Origin of the sequence: Streptomyces olivochromogenes, from assembly GCF_001514115.1 — a bacterium.
In the GTDB taxonomy this organism is placed as follows: Bacteria; Actinomycetota; Actinomycetes; order Streptomycetales; family Streptomycetaceae; genus Streptomyces; species Streptomyces olivochromogenes.
The window spans coordinates 281,741-303,545 of the sequence record NZ_KQ948465.1 but is presented as its reverse complement, the minus strand read 5'-3'; the positions used below and the strand labels follow the sequence as shown (position 1 = coordinate 303,545).

Here is a 21,805-nt window from a genome sequence, read left to right as displayed (position 1 = left end):
CGTCCCAAACTTTAGCGGATCCTCTCGGCAGTTCCTAATCGGATCGCCGTGTCCCGAGCGAATTGAATTCGGGCACGCCGAATTCACCCGTTTGGGAGATCGTGCTGGTGGTTGGGGTGCCGCTTCTGCGGCGGAGGTGCCACCGCAGAACCGTTACGGCCCCGTGGCAACTCGAAGAACCTTACGGATCCAGCAGGGTGGTGTCAATCGCCCTTGTCAAGATCTTTTAATCGAGGTCGCTGAGCCGGCCGCCCGCGTCCGGCTGGGCGTGCTCCACCCGCCGTAGAAGACGCGTCAGAACCTCACCGAGGACACCGCGCTCGTCGGCGGACAGGTCCTGGAGGAGGTCCTCCTCGAAGACCGTGGCGAGACGCATGGCCTCCAGCCACTTCTCGCGCCCCTCGTCCGTGAGCTCCACGATCACGCGGACACGGTTCGACTCGTCCCGCTCCCGGGTGACCAGACCCTCCCCGACCATCCGGTCGATCCGGTGGGTCATCGCGGCCGGGGTCAGACCCAGCCGCTTGGCGAGTTCGCTGGGGCCCATCCGGTACGGCTCCCCGGACAGGACGAGGGCCTTGAGGACCTCCCACTCGGCGTTGCTGATGCCGAGGGTGGCGGTCTGGCGGCCGTAGGCGACGTTCATACGGCGGTTGAGGCGGCCGAGGGCCGCCACGATCTTCTCGACCTGGGGGTCGAGGTCCCGGAACTCGCGCTGGTAGGCGGCGATCTGTTCGTCGAGTGTCGGCTCGGTTGTCGGCGCAGCGAGGCCGGGGGTGTCGCCCATGTCCGAAGTATCGCACGGGCTCGCTTGGCGTTGAAGTCCTTGAAGCTGTACAGTTCAACATCTAACTTTAGCTTCGAAGTCTTCAGGTCTGCATCCATGCGCGCCGAAGCTTCACGACCAAGGCAGGTGAAAGTGACCAGGGCGATGGGCGCAGCGATGCGCCGGATCCACGTGGGCAACGCACTCGGAGCGTTCGGGCTCGGCTTTACCGTCCCCTTCCTCTACGTCTATGTGGCGCAGGTACGGGGACTCGGCTCCATGACGGCGGGCCTCGTGCTCGCCGTCTTCGCCGTGGCCGCTCTCGTGGTGCTGCCGTTCGCTGGACGGGCCATCGTCCTGCGCGGCCCGCTGCCGGTCCTGCTCACCGCCCTGGTCACCGCCGCCGTCGGGGCGCTGAGTCTGGGGCTCGCGAGCAACGCCACGGCCGTACTGCTGTCGGCGGCGGCGCTCGGTGCGGGACAAGCCGTCATGCAGCCGGCGCTGGCGACGATGATCGTGGACTGCTCGACGGCGGACACACGGTCGCGCGCCTTCGCGACACAGTTCTTCCTGCAGAACCTCGGGCTCGGCGTGGGGGGCCTGATCGGCGGCCACATCGTCGACACGACCCGCGCGAGTTCGTTCACGCTGCTGTTCGCGATCGAGTCGGCGATGTTCCTGGTGCTGGTCGTGATCATGGCGACCGTACGGGTGCCGCACGCACCGCGGATCGAGGGGGACGCGCCGCAGGCCGAGGGCGGTAGCTGGAAGCAGCTGCTGGGCAACCGGGCCATGGTGCAGCTGTCCGTGCTGGGCTTCGTGCTGTTCTTCGCCTGCTACGGGCAGTTCGAGTCGGGGCTGTCCGCGTACGGCGTCGAGGCGGCCGGGATCTCGACCTCCGCGCTCGGTACGGCGATGGCGGCGAACACGGCGATGATCGTGGTGGCGCAGTTCGCGGTGCTGAAGTTCGTCGAGCGCCGGAAGCGGTCGCGGGTGATCGCGGCGGTGGGCCTCATCTGGGCCGTGGCGTGGCTGGCCGCCGGATACGCGGGGCTGGGACACGGCAGCCAGACGATGGCGACGGCGGCGTTCGTCTCGACGTACGCGCTGTTCGGACTCGGCGAGGCGATGCTGTCGCCGACGGTCGCGCCGCTGGTCGCGGATCTCGCGCCGACGGGACTGGCCGGCCAGTACAACTCCGCCTTCGCCCTGGTGAAGCAGCTCGCGTTGGCCGTCGGTCCAGCGGTGGGAGGTCCGATGGGGGCCTCGCTGCACGGTCCGTACGTCGTGACGTTTCTGCTCTTCTCGCTCGGCATCACGTTCCTGGCGCTGCGGCTCGGGCGACAGCTCAGCCCCGTACAGAACCAGCCGTGGCTGGCGAAGAGCCGGGTGGTGGTTCAGGGCGGGGCGGCACCCGCGGAGCCGGTACGGGCGAGCGCCTGACGGAGGTTCGGACGACGTTCGTACGACGGCTGTCGCCACGTTTCACCGTGGTGGCAGCCGTCTCCTGTTTCTCAGGGAACACACCCGGGGCAGGTGGTCAGCCGGCGGTGCGGGGCAGGGCGAACTCGCACCAGACCGCCTTCCCTCCCCCGGGCGTACGCCGCGAACCCCAACCGGAAGCGATCGTCGCGACGATCGCGATACCGCGGCCGGCCTCGTCCGCGGGCTCGGCGCGACGCCGACGCGGCAGATGGTCGTCGCCGTCGGTGACCTCGATGATGAGGCGGCGGTCGGTACGGCGCAGCCGAAGGCGCATCGGCGGGGTGCCGTGCTGGAGGGAGTTGGCGACCAGTTCGCTGGTGGCGAGGACGCCGAGATCATGGAGGTCGGTCGGGAATCGCCAGCTCGTCAGCACGCCGGAGGCGAAGGCACGCGCGCGTGGAGCCGCTTCCACCCCGCCCAGCAGCTCCAGGGCCGCGTTGCGGAAGAGCTCGCCGTCGGGGCCCGTGCGGGCGGGGTGCTGAAGGACGAGGACGGCCACGTCGTCGTCGTGGTCGGCGGTGACGCCCGCGGAGCGGACGAGGCGGTCGCAGACGACCTGGGGCGTGCCCGTCGCCCCCGCGAGGGCGCGCTCCAGGGACGCGATCCCCTCGTCGAGGTCCTCGTTGCGGCGCTCGACCAGGCCGTCGGTGTAGAGGACGGCCGTGGAGCCGGGCCCCAGCGGGACCGAGCCCGAGGCGTGCATCCAGCCGCCGGTGCCGAGCGGTGGTCCGGTGGGTTCGTCGGCGCGGATCACGGTGCCGTTCTCGTCGCGGACGAGGATCGGGAGGTGGCCCGCGGAGGCGTACACGAGCCGCCCCTCGTTGGGGTCGTGGACGGCGTACGCGCAGGTGGCGATCTGGTTGGCGTCGATCTCCGTGGCGAGTCCGTCGAGGAGTTGCAGGACCTCGTGCGGGGGCAGGTCGAGGCGGGCGTACGCGCGTACGGCGGTGCGCAGTTGCCCCATGACGGCCGCGGCCCGCACTCCGCGGCCCATCACGTCGCCGATGACGAGCGCGGTGCGGCCGCCGCCGAGGGTGATCACGTCGTACCAGTCGCCGCCGACCGCGGCCTCGGTGCCGCCGGGCTGGTAGGTGGCGGCGACGCGCAGGTCGTCGGGTTCTTCCAGTTCCTGGGGGAGCAGGGAGCGCTGGAGGGTGACGGCGGTCTCGCGCTGGCGACGCTCGCTGGCGCGCAGTCGCTCGGCGGCCTCGGCGTGGTCGGTGACGTCGGTGGCGAAGACGAGTACGCCGCCGTCCTGGCCGTCCGGGGTGGCGTCGACGGGCGTGCAGGTGAAGGTGTACGAGCGGCCGCCGGGGGCTTTGCGGGACTTGACCGTGCGCGGCTTGGCGCTGCGCAGCACCTGGTCGAGGAGCGGGAGCAGGCCGATCTCCGCGAGCTCGGGCAGCGCCTCGCGTGCGGGTCCGCCGACGGGTCGGGCGCCGAAGGCCGCCACATAGGCGTCGTTGACGTAGGCCACGCGGTGGTCGTGGCCGTGCACGAGGGCGACGAGGGCCGGGACGCGGTCGAGGACCTCGCGCACGGGCAGGTCGTCGACGGCGGGGACGGGCGGCGCGTCGTCGGTCAGCTGCTCGGCGCGGGCCGCGGGCACGGAGCCCTCGCCTCGACGGTCCGGGGAGGCCGTGTGTTCGGTCCGCGCCGCGGCGCGGCGCTGCGTTCCGGGGAGCCGGGCGCTCCAGCGGGTGAAGTTCACCGAATCCTTGCCTCGTGATTGTCGTCTCCGGTCGGCTCCGGAATCCGGCCGGGGGTCCGGCCCGCGGCCGGAGCCACTGGAGCGCTGCCTCCCTGATCGGAACCCGGGAAATGCGGCGCTGGGGAAGAAGCCTGTGCGTGCGAATGAGCGAACCGTCGGCCCGCCCAAGGTCGGGACCAGTCTGGCCGACCGGACCGACATCCGTCAGACGCCTGCCTGATCGGTGGAGTTCCTGGGTCCGGTCAGGACGACCCCTTCGGGTCGAGCTTCGGGTCGATAGGATGCTTTCCACCGGCCGCGAGTTCGAACTCCGCTCGAGGATGTTCGAGCGATCCGAGGGACACGATCTCCCTTTTGAAGAGCCCCGCCAAGGTCCATTCGGCGAGTACGCGGGCCTTGCGGTTGAAGGTCGGGACCCTGCTCAGGTGGTAGACGCGGTGCATGAACCAGGCAGGATAGCCCTTCAGCTTGCGCCCGTAGACGTGCGCGACACCCTTGTGCAGCCCGAGGGACGCGACCGAGCCGACGTACTTGTGGGAGTACGTCTCCAGGGGCTCGTCGCGCAGGGAGTGGGCGATGTTGTCGCCGAGGACCTTGGCCTGGCGCACCGCGTGCTGGGCGTTGGGCGCGGTCTCCTTGCCGGGCTCCCCGGCGGTGACGTCGGGGACGGCTGCGGCGTCTCCCGCCGCCCACGCGTGCGGGGCGCCGTCGACGGTCAGTTCCGCGGTGCACTTGAGGCGGCCTCGCCCGTTGAGGGGGAGGTCGGTGGCGGCCAGGATCGGGTGCGGTTTCACGCCGGCGGTCCACACGACCGTACGCGTGGGGAAGCGGGCGCCGTCGCTGAGGACGGCGATCCGGTCCGCGCAGGAGTCGAGGCGGGTTTCGAGGCGTACGTCGATGTTGCGGCGGCGCAGCTGGGTGACCGTGTACTTGCCCATCTCCTCGCCGACCTCGGGGAGGATGCGGTTCGAGGCCTCGACGAGGATCCACTTCATGTCGTCGGCGTTGACGTTGTGGTAGTAGCGGGCGGCGTAGCGGGCCATGTCCTCGAGTTCGCCGAGCGCCTCCACACCCGCGTAACCGCCTCCCACGAAGACGAAGGTCAGGGCGGCGTCGCGGATCGCGGGGTCGCGGGTGGAGGAGGCGATGTCCATCTGCTCGATGACGTGGTTGCGCAGCCCGATGGCCTCCTCGATGGTCTTGAAGCCGATGGCGTAGTCGGCGAGTCCGGGGATCGGGAGGGCGCGTGAGACCGAGCCGGGGGCGAGGACGAGTTCGTCGTACGTGATCTGCTCCGTGCCCGCTCCCTCCTCGGCGGTGGCGAGCGTGCTGAGCGTCGCGGTGCGCTTGGCGTGGTCGATGCCGTGGGCCTCGCCGACCACGATCCGGCACCGGTCGAGGACCCTGCGCAGCGGGACCACCACGTGGCGCGGCGAGATCAGGCCCGCGGCGGCTTCGGGAAGGAACGGCTGATACGTCATATAGGGGTCGGGGGAGACGACGGTGATCTCGACCTCGCCCCGATTCAGTTCCGGCTTCAACTTTCGTTGGAGGCGCAGGGCGGTGTACATCCCGACGTAGCCGCCGCCGACGATGAGAATGCGCACAGGTTCCTTCACCATCCCATGACGCACCCCGCTCTTGAGTTTGTCCACAGGCTCGACAATTTGTGTGACCGACGGCCGGGGGCCCGAGGGGTTGCCCTGTTTGCCGGAGTACGGGAAGAGTTCGCAGGTCAGCGGGGGTGCTCGGGGGGATCGGAGGGGGCGTAATCGGGAGGTACCCGACCCGTACTCCGATCGGGGGGCGCTCCGTGCGGAACCTGCCCCTTCTGAATTGACCCCCACTCAACTATGTTCGTGTGTCGACGGGGTGTAGGGGGATGCGCTCGACGAGTCCGCACGACGGGCTCGTGAATCAAGCTTGTTCCGCTCGCTCCGGCTGCCAATGGCGGGGAGAGTCTCCGGGGGGAGACGTCATTACCGGGGGAACGCTTATGCACATTCAGGATGCTCATTGGTCTTCCGCGTCTGCCATCGGGAACGGTGGCACGGTAGGCGCGGCAACGGGCGGCAACGGCCGCGGTCCGGTGGACGGATCGCGGACGACGCCGCTACGGGTGGACGCACAGCGCAATCTGGAACATGTACTGCGCGCGGCGCGCGAGGTCTTCGGCGAGCTGGGGTACGGCGCGCCGATGGAGGATGTGGCGCGGCGCGCCCGGGTCGGTGTCGGCACGGTGTACCGGCGCTTCCCGAGCAAGGACGTCCTGGTCCGTCGGATAGCCGAGGAGGAGACCTCCCGGCTGACCGACCAGGCACGCGCGGCGCTCGGTCAGGAGGACGAGCCGTGGTCGGCGCTCTCGCGCTTCCTGCGTACGTCGGTGGCCTCGGGTGCCGGGCGGCTGCTGCCGCCGCAGGTGCTGCGGGTCGGCGTCGCGGAGGAGGGGCCCTCGGTGGACGAGGCGCGGGTGCCGCAGCAGCGGTCCCAGCTCGCCCCCGAGCTCCGGCTCGTCGAGCAGCGGTCGGCGCCCGAGGAGGAGGCCATGGCCGCGGTGGCCGACGACGCCGGTGCGGCCACGCTGCTCGACGTGGTGGGCCGGCTCGTGGATCGGGCGCGCGCGGCGGGCGAGCTGCGGGCGGACGTGACCGTGGCGGACGTACTGCTGGTCATAGCCACGGCGGCGCCTTCGCTGCCGGATGCCGCCCAGCAGGCCGCGGCCTCGGCCCGGCTGCTGGACATCCTGCTGGAGGGGCTGCGCTCGCGGCCGGCGTGACGGCGGCCGGGGTGACGGAGTCCGAGGTGACGGAGTTCGGGGTCCGCGCATTCCGGCCGTGGCGCAACTGCCTTGCGGGGAGCGTTCATTGACTATTCCCCAAACGGGTGACCACTAGTGCTGTCGTGTGGCAAGTCCCCACGGACGAGTGGTTGGTCCGTGCGGTGGGGTCCCGCCCCTGAAGCGTGTGGCACTCTGTCCCGGTATTCGGGTCCGAGTGTGCAGGCGGGGGCTTTCCGCGATGAGCGTTGACGGGCGGGACGAGTCACTCGGTGACGGTGGCGCGGAGGCCGGCGGGTCGCCCTCGCGGCAGGTACCGAGCCAGGGCGGTCCGTCGGGCATCACCCCGGAACCCTCGGGTCCACTGGACACTCCAGGCACTTCGGGTACTTCAGGCACTTCCGGTGCCCCGGGCGCTTCAGGCACTTCGGGTGCCCCAGGTCCTTCAGGCACTTCGGGTGCCCCGAGGGACCCCAGCGTTCCGGCGCAGCGCGACCGGTTCGACCGGCGTGACGTCGGGGGCGTGCTGCCGCCCCCGCCGGAGCAACCGCCGTCCGACGCCGATCTGATCGGGCGGATGCGGGCGGGCGACGACACGGCGTACGAGGAGTTGTACCGCCGGCACGCCGAAGCCGTCCGTCGCTATGCCCGCACCTGCTGCCGGGACGCGCACACCGCGGACGACCTCACCGCCGAGGTGTTCGCCCGCATGCTCCAGGCGGTCCGCCGCGGCCACGGCCCCGAGCACGCCGTACGCGCGTATCTGCTCACCACGGTCCGCCGCGTCGCCGCGAGCTGGACGAACTCCGCGAAACGGGAACAACTGGTCGACGACTTCGCGCTGTTCGCCGCGCAGTCCTCCCGCACCTCCGACGTGTCCGACGACGAAACGTCGGACCTGGGTGCCGACGTACGGGCGATGCACGAGGCCGAGCAGTCGATGGCCATGCGGGCCTTCCGGTCGCTGCCGGAGCGCTGGCAGGCCGTGCTGTGGCACACGGAGGTCGAGGACGAGTCCCCGAGCGAGGTCGCCACGCTCTTCGGACTCGACGCCAACGGCACCCGCGTCCTGGCCAGCCGCGCCCGCGAGGGCCTGAAGCAGGCCTACCTCCAGGCACACGTCAGCGCCACACTCACCATGGACGAGGAGTGCGCGCGCTACGCCGACCGGCTCGGCGCCTACGCCCGCGGCGGTCTGCGCACCCGGGCCGAGCGCGGACTGCGCAAGCACCTGGAGGAGTGCGCCAAGTGCCGGCTGGCCGCGGGTCAGATCAAGGAAGTCGCCAGCGGGATCCCCGCGGTCGTGCCGGTCGCGGTCATCGGTTGGTTCGGTGCCGCCGGGTACGCGAAGGCCGTCGCGCTCATCGCCGGTGGCGCCGGAGCGGGGGCGGCCGGGGCGGCGGGCGCAGCGGCAGCGGTGAGCGGCGGCTCGGGCGGGGCTGCGGTCTCGGGCGGGGCATCGGGCTCGGCCGGGACGGCGGGCGGGGCGGCGGGCGGTGGCTCGGGCGGGGCGGGCGCCGGGGGCGGCGCGGCCGCCTCGGAGGGGCTGGGCGCGCCGGTCAAGGCCGGTATCGCGGCGGGAGTCGTCGCGGTGGCCGCCGCGGCGGTGGCACTGGCCCTCGTCGGCAACGGCAGCCCGGCCAAGAGGCCCGAGGCCAAGCCGCCGGCCACCTCGCCGGTGGTCGAGGCGCCACCGCCACAGCCGACGCCGACTCCCTCGAAGAAGCCCGCGCCGGGGGCCCCGGTGGTGGCCTCCGCACCGAGGCCCAGCCCGACCCCGACTCCCCGGCCCACCCCGAAGCCCACCCCCAAGCCGTCACCCACGCCCACCCCGACGCGGGCCGAGCCGAAGCCCACGCCCACAGCCACCCCCGCGCCGGCCCCCACTCCGACGCCCACCCCGCCGCCGCCTCCCGCACCGGTCGTCTACCAGTGGAACGAGTTGAAGTACGGCGTCACCGGTGACCACACCGAGCCCGAGATGCGGCTCGGCGAGAGCAGCTGGGTGTGGCAGCGGTGGGGAGTCTCGATCGCGGGTCAGCGGTACACCCACGGTGTGACCGTGCACGGCGAGTCCTCGGTCACCATCGACCTCAACCGCAGCTGCTCGGCGTACGACGCACTGGTCGGCGTGGACGACCTGACGCTGGGCCTCGGCCAGGTGAGCTTCTCCGTGTACGCCGACGGAGTGCGCCTGTGGCAGTCGCCACTGATCAAGGGCGGCGAACCCGCGATCCCCGTGCATGTGAACCTCACCGGCCGCAGAACGGTTCGGCTGGCCGTCGAACCGCACACGAGATTCGACGCGGTGGCCCTGGCGGACTGGGCGGAGTCCAAGTTCCAGTGCCAGTGAGGTGAATTACTCCTCGCCCTCGACCCGCACTCCTTGCTCGTACTCCCTACTCGTAACTAGTAACTCGCACTCCCTCTCGTACTCCTTGCTCGTACTCCCTCTCGCATTCCCTACTCGTACTCCTTCAGCGCCTCCGCGAGCTCCCGCAGGGCGTCAGCCTGGGTGAAACCCGCCCCCGTCGTCCGCTCGGACTCATGGCGGACGGGACCGAGAGCGGCACGCGCGGCGCTCTCCGTGCGCTCGGCACCGGTGCGCTCCTGGGTGGGACGGGGGTGACCGCCGCGCCAGGAAGTGCCCGCGGCGAGCAGACGGGCCGCTCGGGGATGGTCGCCGAGCTCGGACAGCAGGCCCGCCGCACTCTCGACGAGGCTCGCCGTCACCACGTCGGCGCACCGCCCCGTCACCGCCCCGGCCAACGCGTCGACCATCTTGCGCAGGCCGGGCTCCGGGCCGGACTCGGCGGCCGTCACGAGCGCCTCGACCCAGTTCAGCGCCGCCATGAACTGTGGCGGCGGGGTGCCGCGGACGGTCATCTCGCTCGCCTGCGCCCACTGTTCACGCGCGAAGGCGACCTCACCGTCGTCCAGTGCCAGCTGGGCGCGGAGCAGACGGACGAAGGCGCCGGAGTCCGTGACGCTGTACCGCTCGGCCGCGGCGTTCGCCTCGTCCAGGGCGGTCAGCGCCTGGGAGCGCTCGCCGGCTCGGTAGGCGAGCTCGGCCAGCCGCGCCATGAGGAAGGGCGTCTCGGCGTAGGCGCCGACCTCGAAGGCCAGTCGCAGTGCCTCCTCGTACTCGCCCTTGGCCTCGTCGTAGAAGCCGCGCGCCATGGCCGCCTCCCCCGCGGCGCTGCACACCTGGGCGCGCACCCAGCGATCGCCCACCCGCCGGCTGAGCACCCGTAGCTCCGCGAGGTCGTCGTCCACGCCCGGCATGCCGCCCGGGGCGTCGACGACCATGTGCGTGCGGAACATCAGGGTGACGCCGATCTCCCACTCACCGCCGAACTCACGGCAGTTGGCGAGCGCCGCGTCCATCGACGGACGCACGTCGTGCCAGCCGCTCAGGAAGAAGGCGGTCATCGGCCAGACGATGCCCGGCATGGTCGCCGCGGCCGGACCGCCCTTCTCGAAGAAGTCCCGCACCCGCAGGATGTACTCACGAATCCGCGGGTGCGCCCCTGCGTCCAACGGGTCGGTCTCCACCAGCATGAACAGGTGCAGCATGCGCGTCCGCATCCGCATGCCGTGCAGCGGATGGGACTCCTCGTGGTCCGGGGCGTCGAGGAAGGCGGCCAGTGGGTCGAACCGGTCCAGGTCGGCGAAGAGGTCGCCACCGCCGATGCCCTCGCACCCGTCACCACCGTCGCCGGCGTCGCCGCCCTCCCCGCCGTGCGCCCGGTTCGCCTCGGACGCGACGCGCCTCGCGTCGAGCGCCGCGCCCAGCCGCAGCAGGCGGTCCGTCCATTCCTCGCCTTCGCGGCGGAAGTTGCGCAGCCACCAGAACCAGCCCATGGCGAGGACGATCGCACCGGCGTCCTCCTCCGCACCGGCGACGATCGCGCGGTGCAGGGCCGCCCGGATGTTGTCGAGCTCGGTCTCCAGGCGGTGGATCCAGGGCAGCTGGGCGGCGGAGCGCAGCAGTGGCTCGGCCCCCTCGACAAGGTCACGCGCCCACGCGCGGTGGCGCCGCTCGGCCGCGGCGCGCAGCTCGGGGACTTCGGCGGCGCGCTCGGTGGCGTACTCGTGGATCGTCTCCAGCATGCGGTACCGCATGCCGCCACCGCCGTCCTCCTCGGACGGGGCGGACGGGGCGGACGGAGTCGCGATGATCAGTGACTTGTCGACGAGCGCCCCGACAAGATCGGCCACGCCACCGGCGACCGGACCGGTGAGGGAAGCAGTGTTGGAACCAGTGACGGAACCGGTGAGGGAACCGGTGAGGGAACCGGTGAGGGAACCGGTGAGGGAACCGGTGCAGACGGCTTCGGCGGCCGTGAGGTCCCAGCCGCCCGCGAAGACGGACGCCTCGCACAGCACGGCACGCTCCCGTTCGTCGAGCAGGTCCCAGGACCAGTCGACGACCGCGCGCAGGGTCTGCTGGCGGGGCAGCGCCGTGCGGCTTCCGGAGGTGAGCAGCCGGAAGCGGTCGTCGAGCCGGTCGGCGATCTGGCGGGGGGTCAGCAGCCGCAGGCGCGCGGCGGCCAGCTCGATGGCCAGGGGCAGGCCGTCGAGCCGCCGGCAGATCTCGTCCACCGCCTCGTGGTCGTGGAGCGCGGCGTCGGCGTCGGGACGTACGGCCGCCGCGCGCTCCATGAACAGCCGGCGCGCGGGGTCGGGCGGCAGGGGCTCGACCGGGCGCACCAACTCCCCGGGGACACCGAGTGGTTCACGGCTGGTGGCAAGGACGGTGAGTCCCGGGCAGCGGGTGAGCAGGGTCTCGGCGAGTTCGGCGGCCGCGCCGATGACGTGCTCGCAGTTGTCAAGGATCAGGAGCTGGCTGCGCGGGGCGCAGTACTCGACGAGCAGGCCGAGCGGGTCGTCCTGGCCGACCATCGCCATCTCGTGGGTCATCAACACGGTCTCGCGCAGACCGAGGGCGCTGACCACCGCGCCCGGGACCGCCTCGGGCCGGTCGAGCGGGGCCAGCTCGACCAACCAGGCCCCCGGAAGCCCGGCGGCGGCTTCCTCGGCGAGGCGGGTCTTTCCCGAACCGCCCGGTCCGGTCAGCGTGACCAGGCGTGCCCTCTGCACATCCGAACGGATCGCGTCGAGTTCGGGTTCCCGGCCGACGAAGGAGTTCAGGCGGGGGCGGAGGTTGCCGGTGCGTTCGGGGTCGAGGCGGGGGTCGGGGCCGGGGCGGGAGTGTCCGTCCTCGGTCGGGTGCGGAGTCGGTCGCTCTTCGAAGGAGCCGGTGTCGACGCGACGCCCTCGCCCTGTGGCCGCCTCCGCCGCGTCCCCTTCCCGCCGTACGCGATGGTCGGCGTCCACGGGTATGGGCCCCGGCCCGCCCGCTCCCGCCGGGGCGAGCAACTCCGCGTGCAGCCTCTGCAGTTCCCGGCCGGGATCCGCGCCCAGACCCTCCTGGAGGGCGCGGCGCACCCCTTCGTAGGCGGCCAGCGCGTCCGCTCCCCGGCCCGCGTCGCGCAGGGCGCGGATGAGCAGGGCGTGCAGGGCCTCGTCGTACGGGTGGGCGGTTGTCAGCTCCTTCAGCTCCGGTACGACGTCGGGGGCGCGGCCCAGTCGCAGGTCCGCGCCGATACGGGTGCGCGTCGCCTCCAGGCGGAGCGCGTCCAAGCGGGTGGCGGCGTCTCGGTCGGGGAGGTCCGCGAGGGCCTGGCCGTGCCACAGGGCGAGGGCGTCGCGCAGGGTGTGGGCGGCGGTGGACGCGTCGCCGCGATCGAGGGCGGCCTTGCCGTCCCGTACCTGCCGTTCGAAGACGAACAGGTCCACGTCGTCCTTGGTGGCCCGCAACCGGTAGCCGCCCGCCTCCGAGGCGACCGCGTCCTTGCCGAGCGCTCGGCGCAGGCGGCCGACCAGGGCCTGCAACGCCGCGGGGGCGTCCAGTGGAGGGTCGTCCGCCCATACCTCGTCGATCAGGGTCTGGGGGGTGGTCGTGCGGTCCGTTCGTCGGGCGAGCGCCGTGAGCAGGGCGCGAACTCGGGGGCCGCCGAGCGCGACCGGGGCCCCCTGGTCATCCTCCGCCTGGGCGACCCCCAGGATTCTGTACCGCACCCGCCTATTCTCACCTCGCCCGGTGCGCAGAGCCGAGGCTTTCCCCGGCGGGCCTCCACTCCGGCCCACACCCGGGTTCTCCGCCCCCGCCGCCCCTACCCTCCCCCAAGCTCTCGGCTTCGCTCGAGCAGGGGGGACCCCCATCATCCTCAACCTGGGGGCTGCGCCCCCAGACCCCCGGGTGGGTTTGTCGGCTGCGGGCCGGTGGGGGCCGATCGCGCAGTTCCCCGCGCCCCTGGGGGGCCGGGGCTGCGCCCCAGGCCCCCCATCGGCCTGACGGCCTCGTCCTCAGACGCCGGACAGGCTGAAAGATGCGCGCCAGCGCCCTCAAGGGGCGCGGGGAACTGCGCGCCCAGCCCCCACCGGGCCCGCAGCCAAACGAATTCGGGCGGGCGGCCGATGCGGGGCGCAGCCCCGTTTTAGGGGCGCGGGGAACTGCGCGACCAGCCACACACGGCCCGCAGCCAAACAAATCAGGTGGGCGGGGAACTGCGCGCCCCGCCAACCCGCAGTCGTCCGCGCGCGGAAGGGGCCGTGCCGGTGCGTCGTAAGCCCGTCGCTTACGTTCGGGTCTGGAAGCGGCTTCCTGTGGGGCAAGGCCTGATCCGGCGGCGACGGGCTCGACGTACCGGCACGGCCCCGACCCGACGACGGCCCGACGACGACCCGACGACGGCCCGGAGACGGCCCGGAGACGATCCGGCCGCTACCCCCGCCCCCCGGCCCCCGCCCCCAACGCCCGCCCCTGCGGCACGATCCCCGCGGGTACGGCCCGTTGGCGGGCGGGGGTGCCCGTCCAGCAGGTGCCGCGGCGGGCCAGCAGGCGGCGCAGCCACAGTTCCAGGGAGACCAGATCCGCCAGCCCGTCCAGCGGCAGCGGCTCCCCCGCCGCGGCCGCCCGCAGGGCCTTGCGGACGACCCGTGCCTCGACGAGCCCCGCCTGCGCCAGCAGAGGAGTGTCGAACAAAGCGATCAGGGAATCCGCGGCCACCCGCAGCCCCGTCCGCGCGGCCGCCGCCGAGGACGCGTGCGAGGGCGCACCCCAGCCGGGCGGCAGATCGGCCACCCCGGCGCCCTCCAGGACGGTCCGGAGGATCGCGGCGCGCGCCCCGGGCTGCACCCGCAGCGCCTCCGGCAACTCACGGCACGCGCGCACGACCTGGTTGTCCAGGAACGGCGCGTGCAGCCGCTGGAAGCGGATCTCGGCGGCCTGTTCCAGGACACGGAGATCGGCGGCGTGGCGCGCGAGCGCCGCCCGGGCGCGGAAGTCACCGGGCCGCTGCCCGGGACCGACCGCCCCCGTCCGACCTGCGGCTCCTTGTAGGCGAACCGATACTTCAGCCAGCGCCTCACCGGTCAGCCAACGCGCCGCGGGACCAGGCCTGGCCCAGGTGAGCGCAGCGAGTGACGCACCCACCGCGCCTCCCGGTTCGTCGAAGCGCCGGTGCAGCAGCCGGTCGGCGAGAACGTCGACGCCGGTCCGGTACGGCGTACGGGCGAGCTTGCGCGCGGCACCGTACACGCGCGCGGGAACCATGACGGACCCGTCCGCCTTCGCCAACGCGGCGACGGGCCGGACCAGATGGCGTCTCTTGCGGTCCATCAGCAGGTCGGCCAGCCGCGCGGGGTGCGCGTCCAGGACCTGCCGGGCCCCGTATCCCGTGAAGTGGTCCGCGCTGCCGGAGGACAGCCGCGCACGGTGCCGCGCCGCCGTCACCAGCGACGGCCCCGGCTCGTCCGTCAGCGGCCCCTCCAGGTCGGCGTACGGAAGCGTCTCCTCGCCCCCGGCGACGACCACGTGGTGCAGCCTGGGGTTCGCGGCGAGCGTCCCGGCCCGCTCCACCTCGGCCTCCCGTCCGCGCACGGCGAGGTCGTTGAAGGTGACGGCGAGGAGCCGCTCACCGGCGCCCGTGCCGTGCCCGAGGACCGTGCCGGGCGCCCCCGGCAGCCCCGCCGCGAGCAGGGCCAGCGTCCCGGAGGCGGGCCCTCCGGAGAGGTCGGCCCCGATTCCCGGTACGGGCATCCCGCGCGCCGCGCGCCGCTCCGCGGGCCCCATCCCGGGTACGGGCCCGGGGTCGATGTCGGTCCCGGGTACGTGCCGGGGAGCGGCGAGGCGCGCGCGTACGGCCTCCACCAGGGCGTCCCGGACGCCGTCCACCGCGCGGTCGGGGTCCGCGGTGGGCGCGGCGACGGCGAGGGAGGCGACGGGCTCGTAGCCGGCGACCTCGCGGGCACCCGCGCGCAGGATCAGCGCGTGCCCCGGCGGAATGCGTCGTACGCCTTCGTACGGGGTCGAGTCGTGGACCGCGGCCGGTACGTCGGGGGCGGCGAGCAGGGCCGCCAGGTGCCCGAAGTCGAGGTTGGCCTCGATGAGGTCGGCCAGCGGGAGGGCGGCGGTCGCGTAGGCCGTACCGCCCGCCCAGGGGGTGTGGAAGACGGGCCGCGCGCCCGCGAGGTCGCCGGCGACGGTGGTGCGGCGGCCGACCTGGACGACGGCGGTGTAGCTGCCGGACCAGGCGGTGAGGTGGCGCAGTGCGCCGCCGCGCGCGGCGAAGAGGCCGACCTTGAGTTCCTCGTCGCTCGCCCCGCAGGTGCCGAGGACGGCGATCCGGTTCTGCGCGTCGGCCTTGATGACGCGGACCTCGTCGGGACGCCAGTCGCCGACCGCCCAGAGCGGATCGGGGTCGCCCCACAGGAGTTGGGAGCCCACCGGGTGCACGGTCTCGCCGTCGCTTCCGGTGGCGCCCGCCAAGCCGATCTCAGGCGCTCTGGCGGCGGTACTGCTCCACCCCACCAACCACCGCATCGACGCCTCCACAGGCTGTGGACAACCAGTGCACCGTACGAACTCGGCTCCATGCTGCCACGAAGACCGCGTACGGGAGGGCCCCTGGGGCGGCTTGCGCCCCCTGGAATGCGCCCCCGCGAATACGTTCGCGCCGTTGGGAGGCCGCTGCAAAGCCGATCCGAAGCAGATGCGAACACCCGCCCGAGGCAAGGCGATCATGAGAGATTCACTGGGAACGACCAGTGGGCGGGGGTGGATCGGCGACGCGAATGCGCCCCCGGTACGCTCCCCGAAAGCACCTCATGCGCCCTCAAGTGACGTGGTAGGAGCGCTATTTGCCCGCAAAGACCACCGTCGATTTTCGGCCAAATCGGCTGCGGGCGGACAGGCGTGCACACGCTCCGTACAGGCCCTGGCGCACCGCTTCGACAACGCACAGTCCGGGAGGCGGAGTTCGCCTCCCGGACCGGTCCGCCGCCCGCGGGGATGTAGGCGGCGGTGTCCCCCAGCCCACTGGATCCAGTACAGCGGGCCGACCCACGCACGATCCATGGAAGCGCTCCCCCGGTGGCCGGAGAAGAGCGCACGGACGGGCGCACAGCCACACAGCGGGAGCACGATGCAACCGTCCGTACTTCCGTACGGACCACAATCCCGCCATCCGGAACAACGCCCCTTAACGCTTGGGATGCGGCGAACTACGCTGGGTTTACGAATGCCGCATGGTTATGCCAGCGCGGCAGCCGTCTGTGTCGAGGGGTGGCGCATGTCCAGGGAGCAACGCGGGCCGAACGAAAAACTCGGCGCCGTTCTCGCCCTCGCGGGAATCAGCAACGCAGGACTCGCGCGGCGCGTCAACGATCTTGGCGCTCAACGCGGGTTGACTCTTCGCTACGACAAGACGTCGGTGGCGCGCTGGGTGTCGAAGGGAATGGTGCCGCAGGGTGCGGCGCCGCATCTCATCGCGGCCGCCATCGGTCAGAAGCTCGGCCGCCCGGTGCCGCTCCACGAGATCGGCCTGGCGGACGCGGATCCCGCGCCCGAAGTGGGCCTCGCCTTCCCCCGTGACGTCGGGCAGGCGGTGCGGTCCGCCACCGAGCTGTACCGCCTCGACCTGGCCGGCCGCCGGGCCGGCGGCGGCATCTGGCAGTCCTTGGCGGGATCCTTCGCAGTGAGCGCCTACGCGACTCCCGCCTCACGGTGGCTGATAACCCCGGCCGACAGTTCGGTGGCGCGGGACGTGAACCCTTCCGAGGGCTCCGGGGCACCACTGAAAGTCGGCCACAGCGATGTGCAGAAGCTCCGCGAGGCAGCAGAGGACGCCAGGCGCTGGGACTCCAAGTACGGAGGTGGCGACTGGCGTTCGTCGATGGTGCCGGAATGTCTGCGGGTCGAGGCGGCACCGCTGTTGCTCGGCGCCTACTCCGACGAAGTGGGCAGAGCCCTCTTCGGGGCGAGTGCCGAGCTGACCCGCCTGGCGGGCTGGATGGCCTTCGACACGGGCCAGCAGGAGGCCGCCCAGCGCTACTACATCCAGGCCCTGCGCCTGGCCCGAGCCGCCGCCGACGTCCCTCTGGGAGGCTACGTACTGGCCTCCATGTCCCTCCAGGCGACCTACCGCGGCTTCGGCGACGAGGGCGTCGACCTCGCCCAGGCCGCCCTGGAGCGCAACCGGGGGCTCGCCACCGCCCGCACCATGAGCTTCTTCCGCCTCGTCGAGGCACGTGCCCACGCGCGCGCGGGTGACGCCCAGGCGGCCGGCGGAGCCCTGAAGGCAGCCGAGGGCTGGCTGGAGCGGGCCCGGGACGGCGACCACGACCCGAGCTGGCTCGGCTTCTACTCGTACGACCGTTTCGCGGCCGACGCGGCCGAGTGCTACCGCGATCTGAAGGCGCCGCGCCAGGTGCGCCGCTTCACCGAGCAGGCACTGTCGAAGCCGACGGAGGAGTTCGTACGCTCCCACGGTCTGCGACTGGTGGTGTCGGCGGTCGCCGAGCTCGAGTCGGGCAATCTCGACGCGGCATGCGAGCAGGGCGTACGGGCGGTGGAGGTCGCCGGGCGGATTTCCTCCGCGCGCACGACGGAGTACGTGAAGGACCTTCTGCACCGTCTGGAGCCCTACGGCGACGAACCGCGTGTGGTGGAGCTGAGGGAGCGGGCACGGCCGCTGCTGATGGCTCCCGCGTAGGCGCTCCGCCGGGAAGGCCGTGGCCGGCTGCGGGCCGTGTGTGGCTGAGCGCGCAGTTCCCCGCGCCCCTACGGGAGCGCGGACGGCGCTGCTTCCGGCGCTTCGCGGGTTTGAGGGCGTTGTCAGTGGCGCAGTGCACTCTTGAAGCCGGGAGGTGGAACAGGTGCGGGTCGCTTACGACTGCGATGTGCTGGTGATCGGCGGCGGGATCGTCGGCCTGGCGACGGCGTACGCGATCACGCGCGCCGCGCCGGGCACGCGGGTGACGGTGCTGGAGAAGGAGCGGGGCCCCGCCCGACATCAGACGGGGCGCAACAGCGGGGTGATCCACAGCGGGATCTACTACCGGCCCGGCTCGCTGAAGGCGCGGTACGCCGTGCGGGGCGCCGCCGAGATGGTGAAGTTCTGCGCGGAGTACGACATCGCGCACGCCGTCACCGGAAAGCTGATCGTCGCCACGGAGAAGGCCGAGCTGCCCCGTCTGCACGGGCTCGTGCAGCGCGGCCGGGAGAACGGGATTCCGGTGCGGGAGCTGGGCCCCGCCCAGATAGCGGAGTACGAGCCGCAGGTGCGCGGGCTCGCCGCGATCCACGTCGGCACGACGGGGGTGTGCGACTTCGTCGCCGTGGCCCGCCAGCTCGCCGAGTCCTCCGGTGCGGAGATCCGGTACGGGGCGCAGGTCGTCCGCATCGACCGCCGGCCCGCGCTCGGTGTCGCCGTCCGCACGGAGGACGGGGCGGTCGTGCGGGGACGGGTGCTGGTCAACTGCGCCGGGCTGCACTGCGACGAGATCGCGCGCCTGGCCGGGGACGAGCCCGGCATGCGGATCATCCCCTTCCGCGGCGAGTACTACTCCCTGGCGCGTCCCGAGCTGGTCCACGGCCTGGTCTACCCGGTCCCCGACCCCGCCTTCCCCTTCCTCGGCGTGCACCTCACCCGGGGGATCGACGGAGACGTCCACATCGGGCCCAACGCGGTGCCCGCGCTCGCCCGGGAGGGGTACGGGTGGGGGGTCGTCCGGCCCCGTGAGGTGGGCACGGCCGTGGCGTGGCCCGGTTCCTGGCGGATGGCGCGGCGGCACTGGCGGTACGGGGCGGGGGAGCTGCGGCGGTCGCTGTCCAAGGCCGCGTTCACCGGGGCCGTGCGGCGGCTGCTGCCGGTGGTGACGCCGGACGACCTGATCCCGGCCTCGGCCGGTGTCCGGGCCCAGGCCGTCCTGAGGGACGGCACCCTGGTGGACGACTTCCTCATCGAGGAGGGCCCGCGGACCGTGCACGTCCTGAACGCACCGTCTCCCGCCGCCACGGCCTCGCTCCCGATCGGGCGCGAGGTCGCGCGCAGGGCGCTGGGGGTGCTGGCGGGCACGTGACGGGGTGACCGACCTGAGTTTCACGCCCCGCCGCCCCATCCCCGGGGCTCCGCCCCCAGACCCCCGGGGTGTGTCCGTCGGCTGCGGGTGAGTGGGGGCTGGTCGCGCAGTTCCCCGCGCCCCTAGGACGGGGCTTCGCCCCGCATCTTTCAGCCCGTCCGGCGTCTGAGGACGAGGCCGTCAGGCCGATGGGGGGCCTGGGGCGCAGCCCCGGCCCCCCAGGGGCGCGGGGAACTGCGCGATCGGCCCCCACCGGCCCGCAGCCGACAAACCCACCCGGGGGTCTGGGGGCGGGAGAGTGTTCTTGGGGGCGCCGTAAAATCGTCCTCACTGTGTCTGACTCCATTGACTCCCCCGAAGAGCCCCGGTCCAGCTCCGTCGCCGGAGGTGAGCCCCAGCGGCCTGTCCGGGCCAAGGGGGAGCCCCGGTTCCCCGACGGTCCGAAGCCCGACCCCGCCGGATCGCACTTCGAGCGGCGGATCCGGAGTTTCCAGCCGCGGCGCAGCCGTGTCACCACGGGCCAGGCGGACGCGTTGCAGCGGCTGTGGCCCAAGTGGGGGCTCGACATCGACGGGCAGCGGGTGATCGATCTCGCGGAGTTGTTCGGGGGCGAGCGGCCCGTCGTGCTGGAGATCGGGTTCGGGATGGGCGAGGCCACCGCGCGGATGGCGGCGGAGGACCCGGACACGGGGATCCTCGCCGTCGACGTGCACACGCCGGGGCAGGGCAACCTGCTCAATCTCGCGGACCAGAACGGGCTCACCAACATCCGCGTCGGCAACGGTGACGCGATCATTCTGCTCAGGGAGATGCTCACGCCGGATTCCCTGAGCGGGCTACGCGTGTACTTTCCCGATCCCTGGCCCAAGAAGCGGCACCACAAGCGACGGCTGATCCAGCCGGAGTTCCTCAGCCTCGCCGCGACCCGCCTCAGGCCCGGCGCCCTCGTGCACTGCGCGACCGACTGGGAGCCGTACGCCGAGCAGATGCTGGAAGTGCTGAGCGCACACCCGGACTTCGAGAACACCCGGCCGGACGGCGGTTACGCGCCTCGTCCGGACTTCCGGCCCCTGACCCGTTTCGAGGGTCAGGGACTGGAGAAGGGTCATGTGGTGAACGACCTCCTGTTCCGGCGCGTACAGCACCGAGACCAGGACACATCCGGCGACTGAAGACCCGCGGACGAACACCACCAGGCGCCGTCGCGGGCAGCGCCCCTGCCTCGTTAGGGTCAATGCCGTGGCCACCTTCCCCCCGTACCCGACGTATCCCGGCGGTCCCACCGGTGGGCCGGCCGACGGTGCACTGCGGCACGCGCACTGGTGGCAGCGGAAGTGGGTGCGCTACGGCGCGCTGATCACCCTGCTCGCGCTCTCCGGCCTCGTCATCCTGGCCCTGGTCCGCCAACAGACCGGCACCGAGGGCTTCCTGGTCGGGCTCGGCCTCGCCGTGCTGCCCGTGCCGCTCCTCGTCGCCGCGTTCCGCTGGCTGGACCGGGTGGAGCCCGGCCCCTGGCGCAACCTGCTCTTCGCCTTCGCGTGGGGCGCCTGCGCGGCGGCGCTGATAGCGATCGTCGCCAACAGTTTCGCAACCAAATGGATAGCGACCGCCACCGCCGACCCGTCCAGCGCCGACACCCTCGGCGCGACCGTCATAGCGCCGATCGTGGAGGAGTCCGCGAAGGCCGCCGCCGTGCTCCTGGTCTTCCTCTTCCGCCGCCGGGACTTCACGGGGATCGTCGACGGGGTCGTCATAGCCGGAGTCACCGCGACCGGCTTCGCCTTCACCGAGAACATCCTCTATCTCGGCACCGCCTTCGGCACGGACCAGCTCAACGGCGACCGCGGCCTGGCCTCCGTCACCGCCGCGACCTTCTTCGTCCGTGTCGTGATGTCGCCCTTCGCGCACCCCCTGTTCACCGTGCTCACCGGCATCGGCTTCGGCGTCGCGGCGCTGTCCGCCGAGCGCCAGCATGTGCGCCGCGTCCTGCTGCCCCTGACCGGACTGCTGCTCGCGATGGGCATGCACTCCATGTGGAACGGCTCGTCGAACTTCGGGGAGTACGGCTTCTACGCGGTGTACGGGGCGTTCATGGTGCCCGCGTTCGGTCTGCTCACCTTCCTCGTCATCTGGACGCGGCAGCGGGAGCTGAAGACCGTACGGACCGAACTTCCGGCGTACGCGGCGGCCGGGTGGCTCACCCCGCCCGAGCCGTACGTGCTCGGCTCGATGCGGGCGCGGCGGCTGGCCCGCGAGTACGCCGCCCATCACTTCGGCAGGGCGGCGGCACGCTCGGTCGCCCAGTACGAGGCGTACGCGACCTCGCTGGCGTTTCTGCGGCACCGGGGGCGCAGTGGCCGCGCCAACGCCGACTTCGTCGTACGGGAGCGCGAGTTGCTGCACGAGCTGTGGCGCCGCCGGGAGGTCGCCCGCCCCTCCCTCGCGTACGCGGCCCACGCGTCGGCCCCGGCCGTACCGGTGCCACCGCAGGTACCCCCGCCGTGGCCCGGGTACGGCTACGCGCCGGTGCCCGGCCAGGCGAACCCCGCCGGCGCGCCCCCGTACCCCGCCGGCGCGACGACCCCGTATCCCGCCCCGGCGACGCCGTACCCCGCGTACAACCCCTACCAGTCGTAGG

At 72.5% G+C, this 21,805-nt stretch carries 12 protein-coding genes; 7 read left to right on the top strand and 5 right to left on the bottom strand.

Annotation, left to right across the window (positions count from 1 at the left end; translation table 11 throughout):
- Positions 1–226 precede the first annotated feature (226 nt).
- The gene (locus tag AQJ27_RS34380) at positions 227–787 is read right to left on the bottom strand and encodes a MarR family winged helix-turn-helix transcriptional regulator (protein WP_067377183.1); all 561 of its coding nucleotides are present in this window, start codon (positions 785–787) and stop codon (positions 227–229) included.
- 144 nt (positions 788–931) lie between these two features.
- Here AQJ27_RS34380 and AQJ27_RS34375 point away from each other — a divergent pair, with 144 nt between their 5' ends.
- On the top strand, positions 932–2,209 hold the full coding sequence (locus AQJ27_RS34375; protein WP_067377181.1) for an MFS transporter: 1,278 nt from the start codon (positions 932–934) through the stop codon (positions 2,207–2,209).
- 97 nt (positions 2,210–2,306) lie between these two features.
- Here the strand turns inward: AQJ27_RS34375 and AQJ27_RS34370 are convergent, their stop codons facing one another.
- Together AQJ27_RS34370 and AQJ27_RS34365 are read right to left on the bottom strand one after the other, a co-directional pair.
- The gene (locus AQJ27_RS34370) at positions 2,307–3,962 is read right to left on the bottom strand and encodes an ATP-binding SpoIIE family protein phosphatase (RefSeq protein WP_067377178.1); all 1,656 of its coding nucleotides are present in this window, start codon (positions 3,960–3,962) and stop codon (positions 2,307–2,309) included.
- Positions 3,963–4,204: 242 nt separating this feature from the next.
- Complete coding sequence (locus tag AQJ27_RS34365; RefSeq protein WP_067377174.1) at positions 4,205–5,584, bottom strand: NAD(P)/FAD-dependent oxidoreductase; 1,380 nt, start codon at positions 5,582–5,584, stop codon at positions 4,205–4,207.
- Between the two features lie 374 nt (positions 5,585–5,958).
- On the opposite strand from AQJ27_RS34365, the gene AQJ27_RS34360 reads away from it, so the two are divergent.
- Together AQJ27_RS34360 and AQJ27_RS34355 are read left to right on the top strand one after the other, a co-directional pair.
- Positions 5,959–6,738: a TetR/AcrR family transcriptional regulator gene (locus tag AQJ27_RS34360; RefSeq protein WP_067377172.1), complete on the top strand. Its 780-nt coding sequence runs from the start codon at positions 5,959–5,961 to the stop codon at positions 6,736–6,738.
- 241 nt (positions 6,739–6,979) lie between these two features.
- Positions 6,980–9,091, top strand: a complete 2,112-nt coding sequence (locus AQJ27_RS34355; protein ID WP_067377169.1) for a sigma-70 family RNA polymerase sigma factor — start codon at positions 6,980–6,982, stop codon at positions 9,089–9,091.
- Positions 9,092–9,201: 110 nt separating this feature from the next.
- Here the strand turns inward: AQJ27_RS34355 and AQJ27_RS34350 are convergent, their stop codons facing one another.
- The gene (locus AQJ27_RS34350) at positions 9,202–12,822 is read right to left on the bottom strand and encodes an AfsR/SARP family transcriptional regulator (RefSeq protein ID WP_235613684.1); all 3,621 of its coding nucleotides are present in this window, start codon (positions 12,820–12,822) and stop codon (positions 9,202–9,204) included.
- Between the two features lie 706 nt (positions 12,823–13,528).
- Positions 13,529–15,628 carry an asparagine synthase-related protein gene (locus AQJ27_RS34345; RefSeq protein ID WP_067377166.1) on the bottom strand — a complete coding sequence of 700 codons (2,100 nt, stop codon included), beginning with the start codon at positions 15,626–15,628 and terminating at the stop codon, positions 13,529–13,531.
- A 748-nt stretch (positions 15,629–16,376) separates the two neighbouring features.
- Between AQJ27_RS34345 and AQJ27_RS34340 the strand changes: the two genes are divergently transcribed.
- The 4 genes from AQJ27_RS34340 (at position 16,377) to AQJ27_RS34325 (ending at position 21,804) form a co-directional block, all read left to right on the top strand.
- Positions 16,377–17,798, top strand: a complete 1,422-nt coding sequence (locus tag AQJ27_RS34340) for an NsdA family TPR-like regulatory protein (RefSeq protein WP_054230257.1) — start codon at positions 16,377–16,379, stop codon at positions 17,796–17,798.
- 163 nt (positions 17,799–17,961) lie between these two features.
- The gene (gene lhgO / locus AQJ27_RS34335) at positions 17,962–19,167 is read left to right on the top strand and encodes an L-2-hydroxyglutarate oxidase (RefSeq protein WP_425275247.1); all 1,206 of its coding nucleotides are present in this window, start codon (positions 17,962–17,964) and stop codon (positions 19,165–19,167) included.
- A gap of 332 nt (positions 19,168–19,499) precedes the next feature.
- Entirely contained in the window at positions 19,500–20,339 is an 840-nt protein-coding gene (trmB, locus tag AQJ27_RS34330; RefSeq protein WP_067377161.1) for a tRNA (guanosine(46)-N7)-methyltransferase TrmB, read from the top strand.
- 67 nt (positions 20,340–20,406) lie between these two features.
- Complete coding sequence (locus AQJ27_RS34325) at positions 20,407–21,804, top strand: PrsW family intramembrane metalloprotease (RefSeq protein ID WP_067377158.1); 1,398 nt, start codon at positions 20,407–20,409, stop codon at positions 21,802–21,804.
- Position 21,805: the final 1 nt, after the last annotated feature.

Coding starts and splice junctions, on each gene's coding strand:
- AQJ27_RS34380 (WP_067377183.1), bottom strand. CDS start 787: ATGGGCGACACCCCCGGCCTCGCTGCGCCGACAACCGAGCCGACACTC.
- AQJ27_RS34375 (WP_067377181.1), top strand. CDS start 932: ATGGGCGCAGCGATGCGCCGGATCCACGTGGGCAACGCACTCGGAGCG.
- AQJ27_RS34365 (WP_067377174.1), bottom strand. CDS start 5,584: ATGGTGAAGGAACCTGTGCGCATTCTCATCGTCGGCGGCGGCTACGTC.
- AQJ27_RS34360 (WP_067377172.1), top strand. CDS start 5,959: ATGCACATTCAGGATGCTCATTGGTCTTCCGCGTCTGCCATCGGGAAC.
- AQJ27_RS34355 (WP_067377169.1), top strand. CDS start 6,980: ATGAGCGTTGACGGGCGGGACGAGTCACTCGGTGACGGTGGCGCGGAG.
- AQJ27_RS34345 (WP_067377166.1), bottom strand. CDS start 15,628: ATGCGGTGGTTGGTGGGGTGGAGCAGTACCGCCGCCAGAGCGCCTGAG.
- AQJ27_RS34340 (WP_054230257.1), top strand. CDS start 16,377: ATGTCCAGGGAGCAACGCGGGCCGAACGAAAAACTCGGCGCCGTTCTC.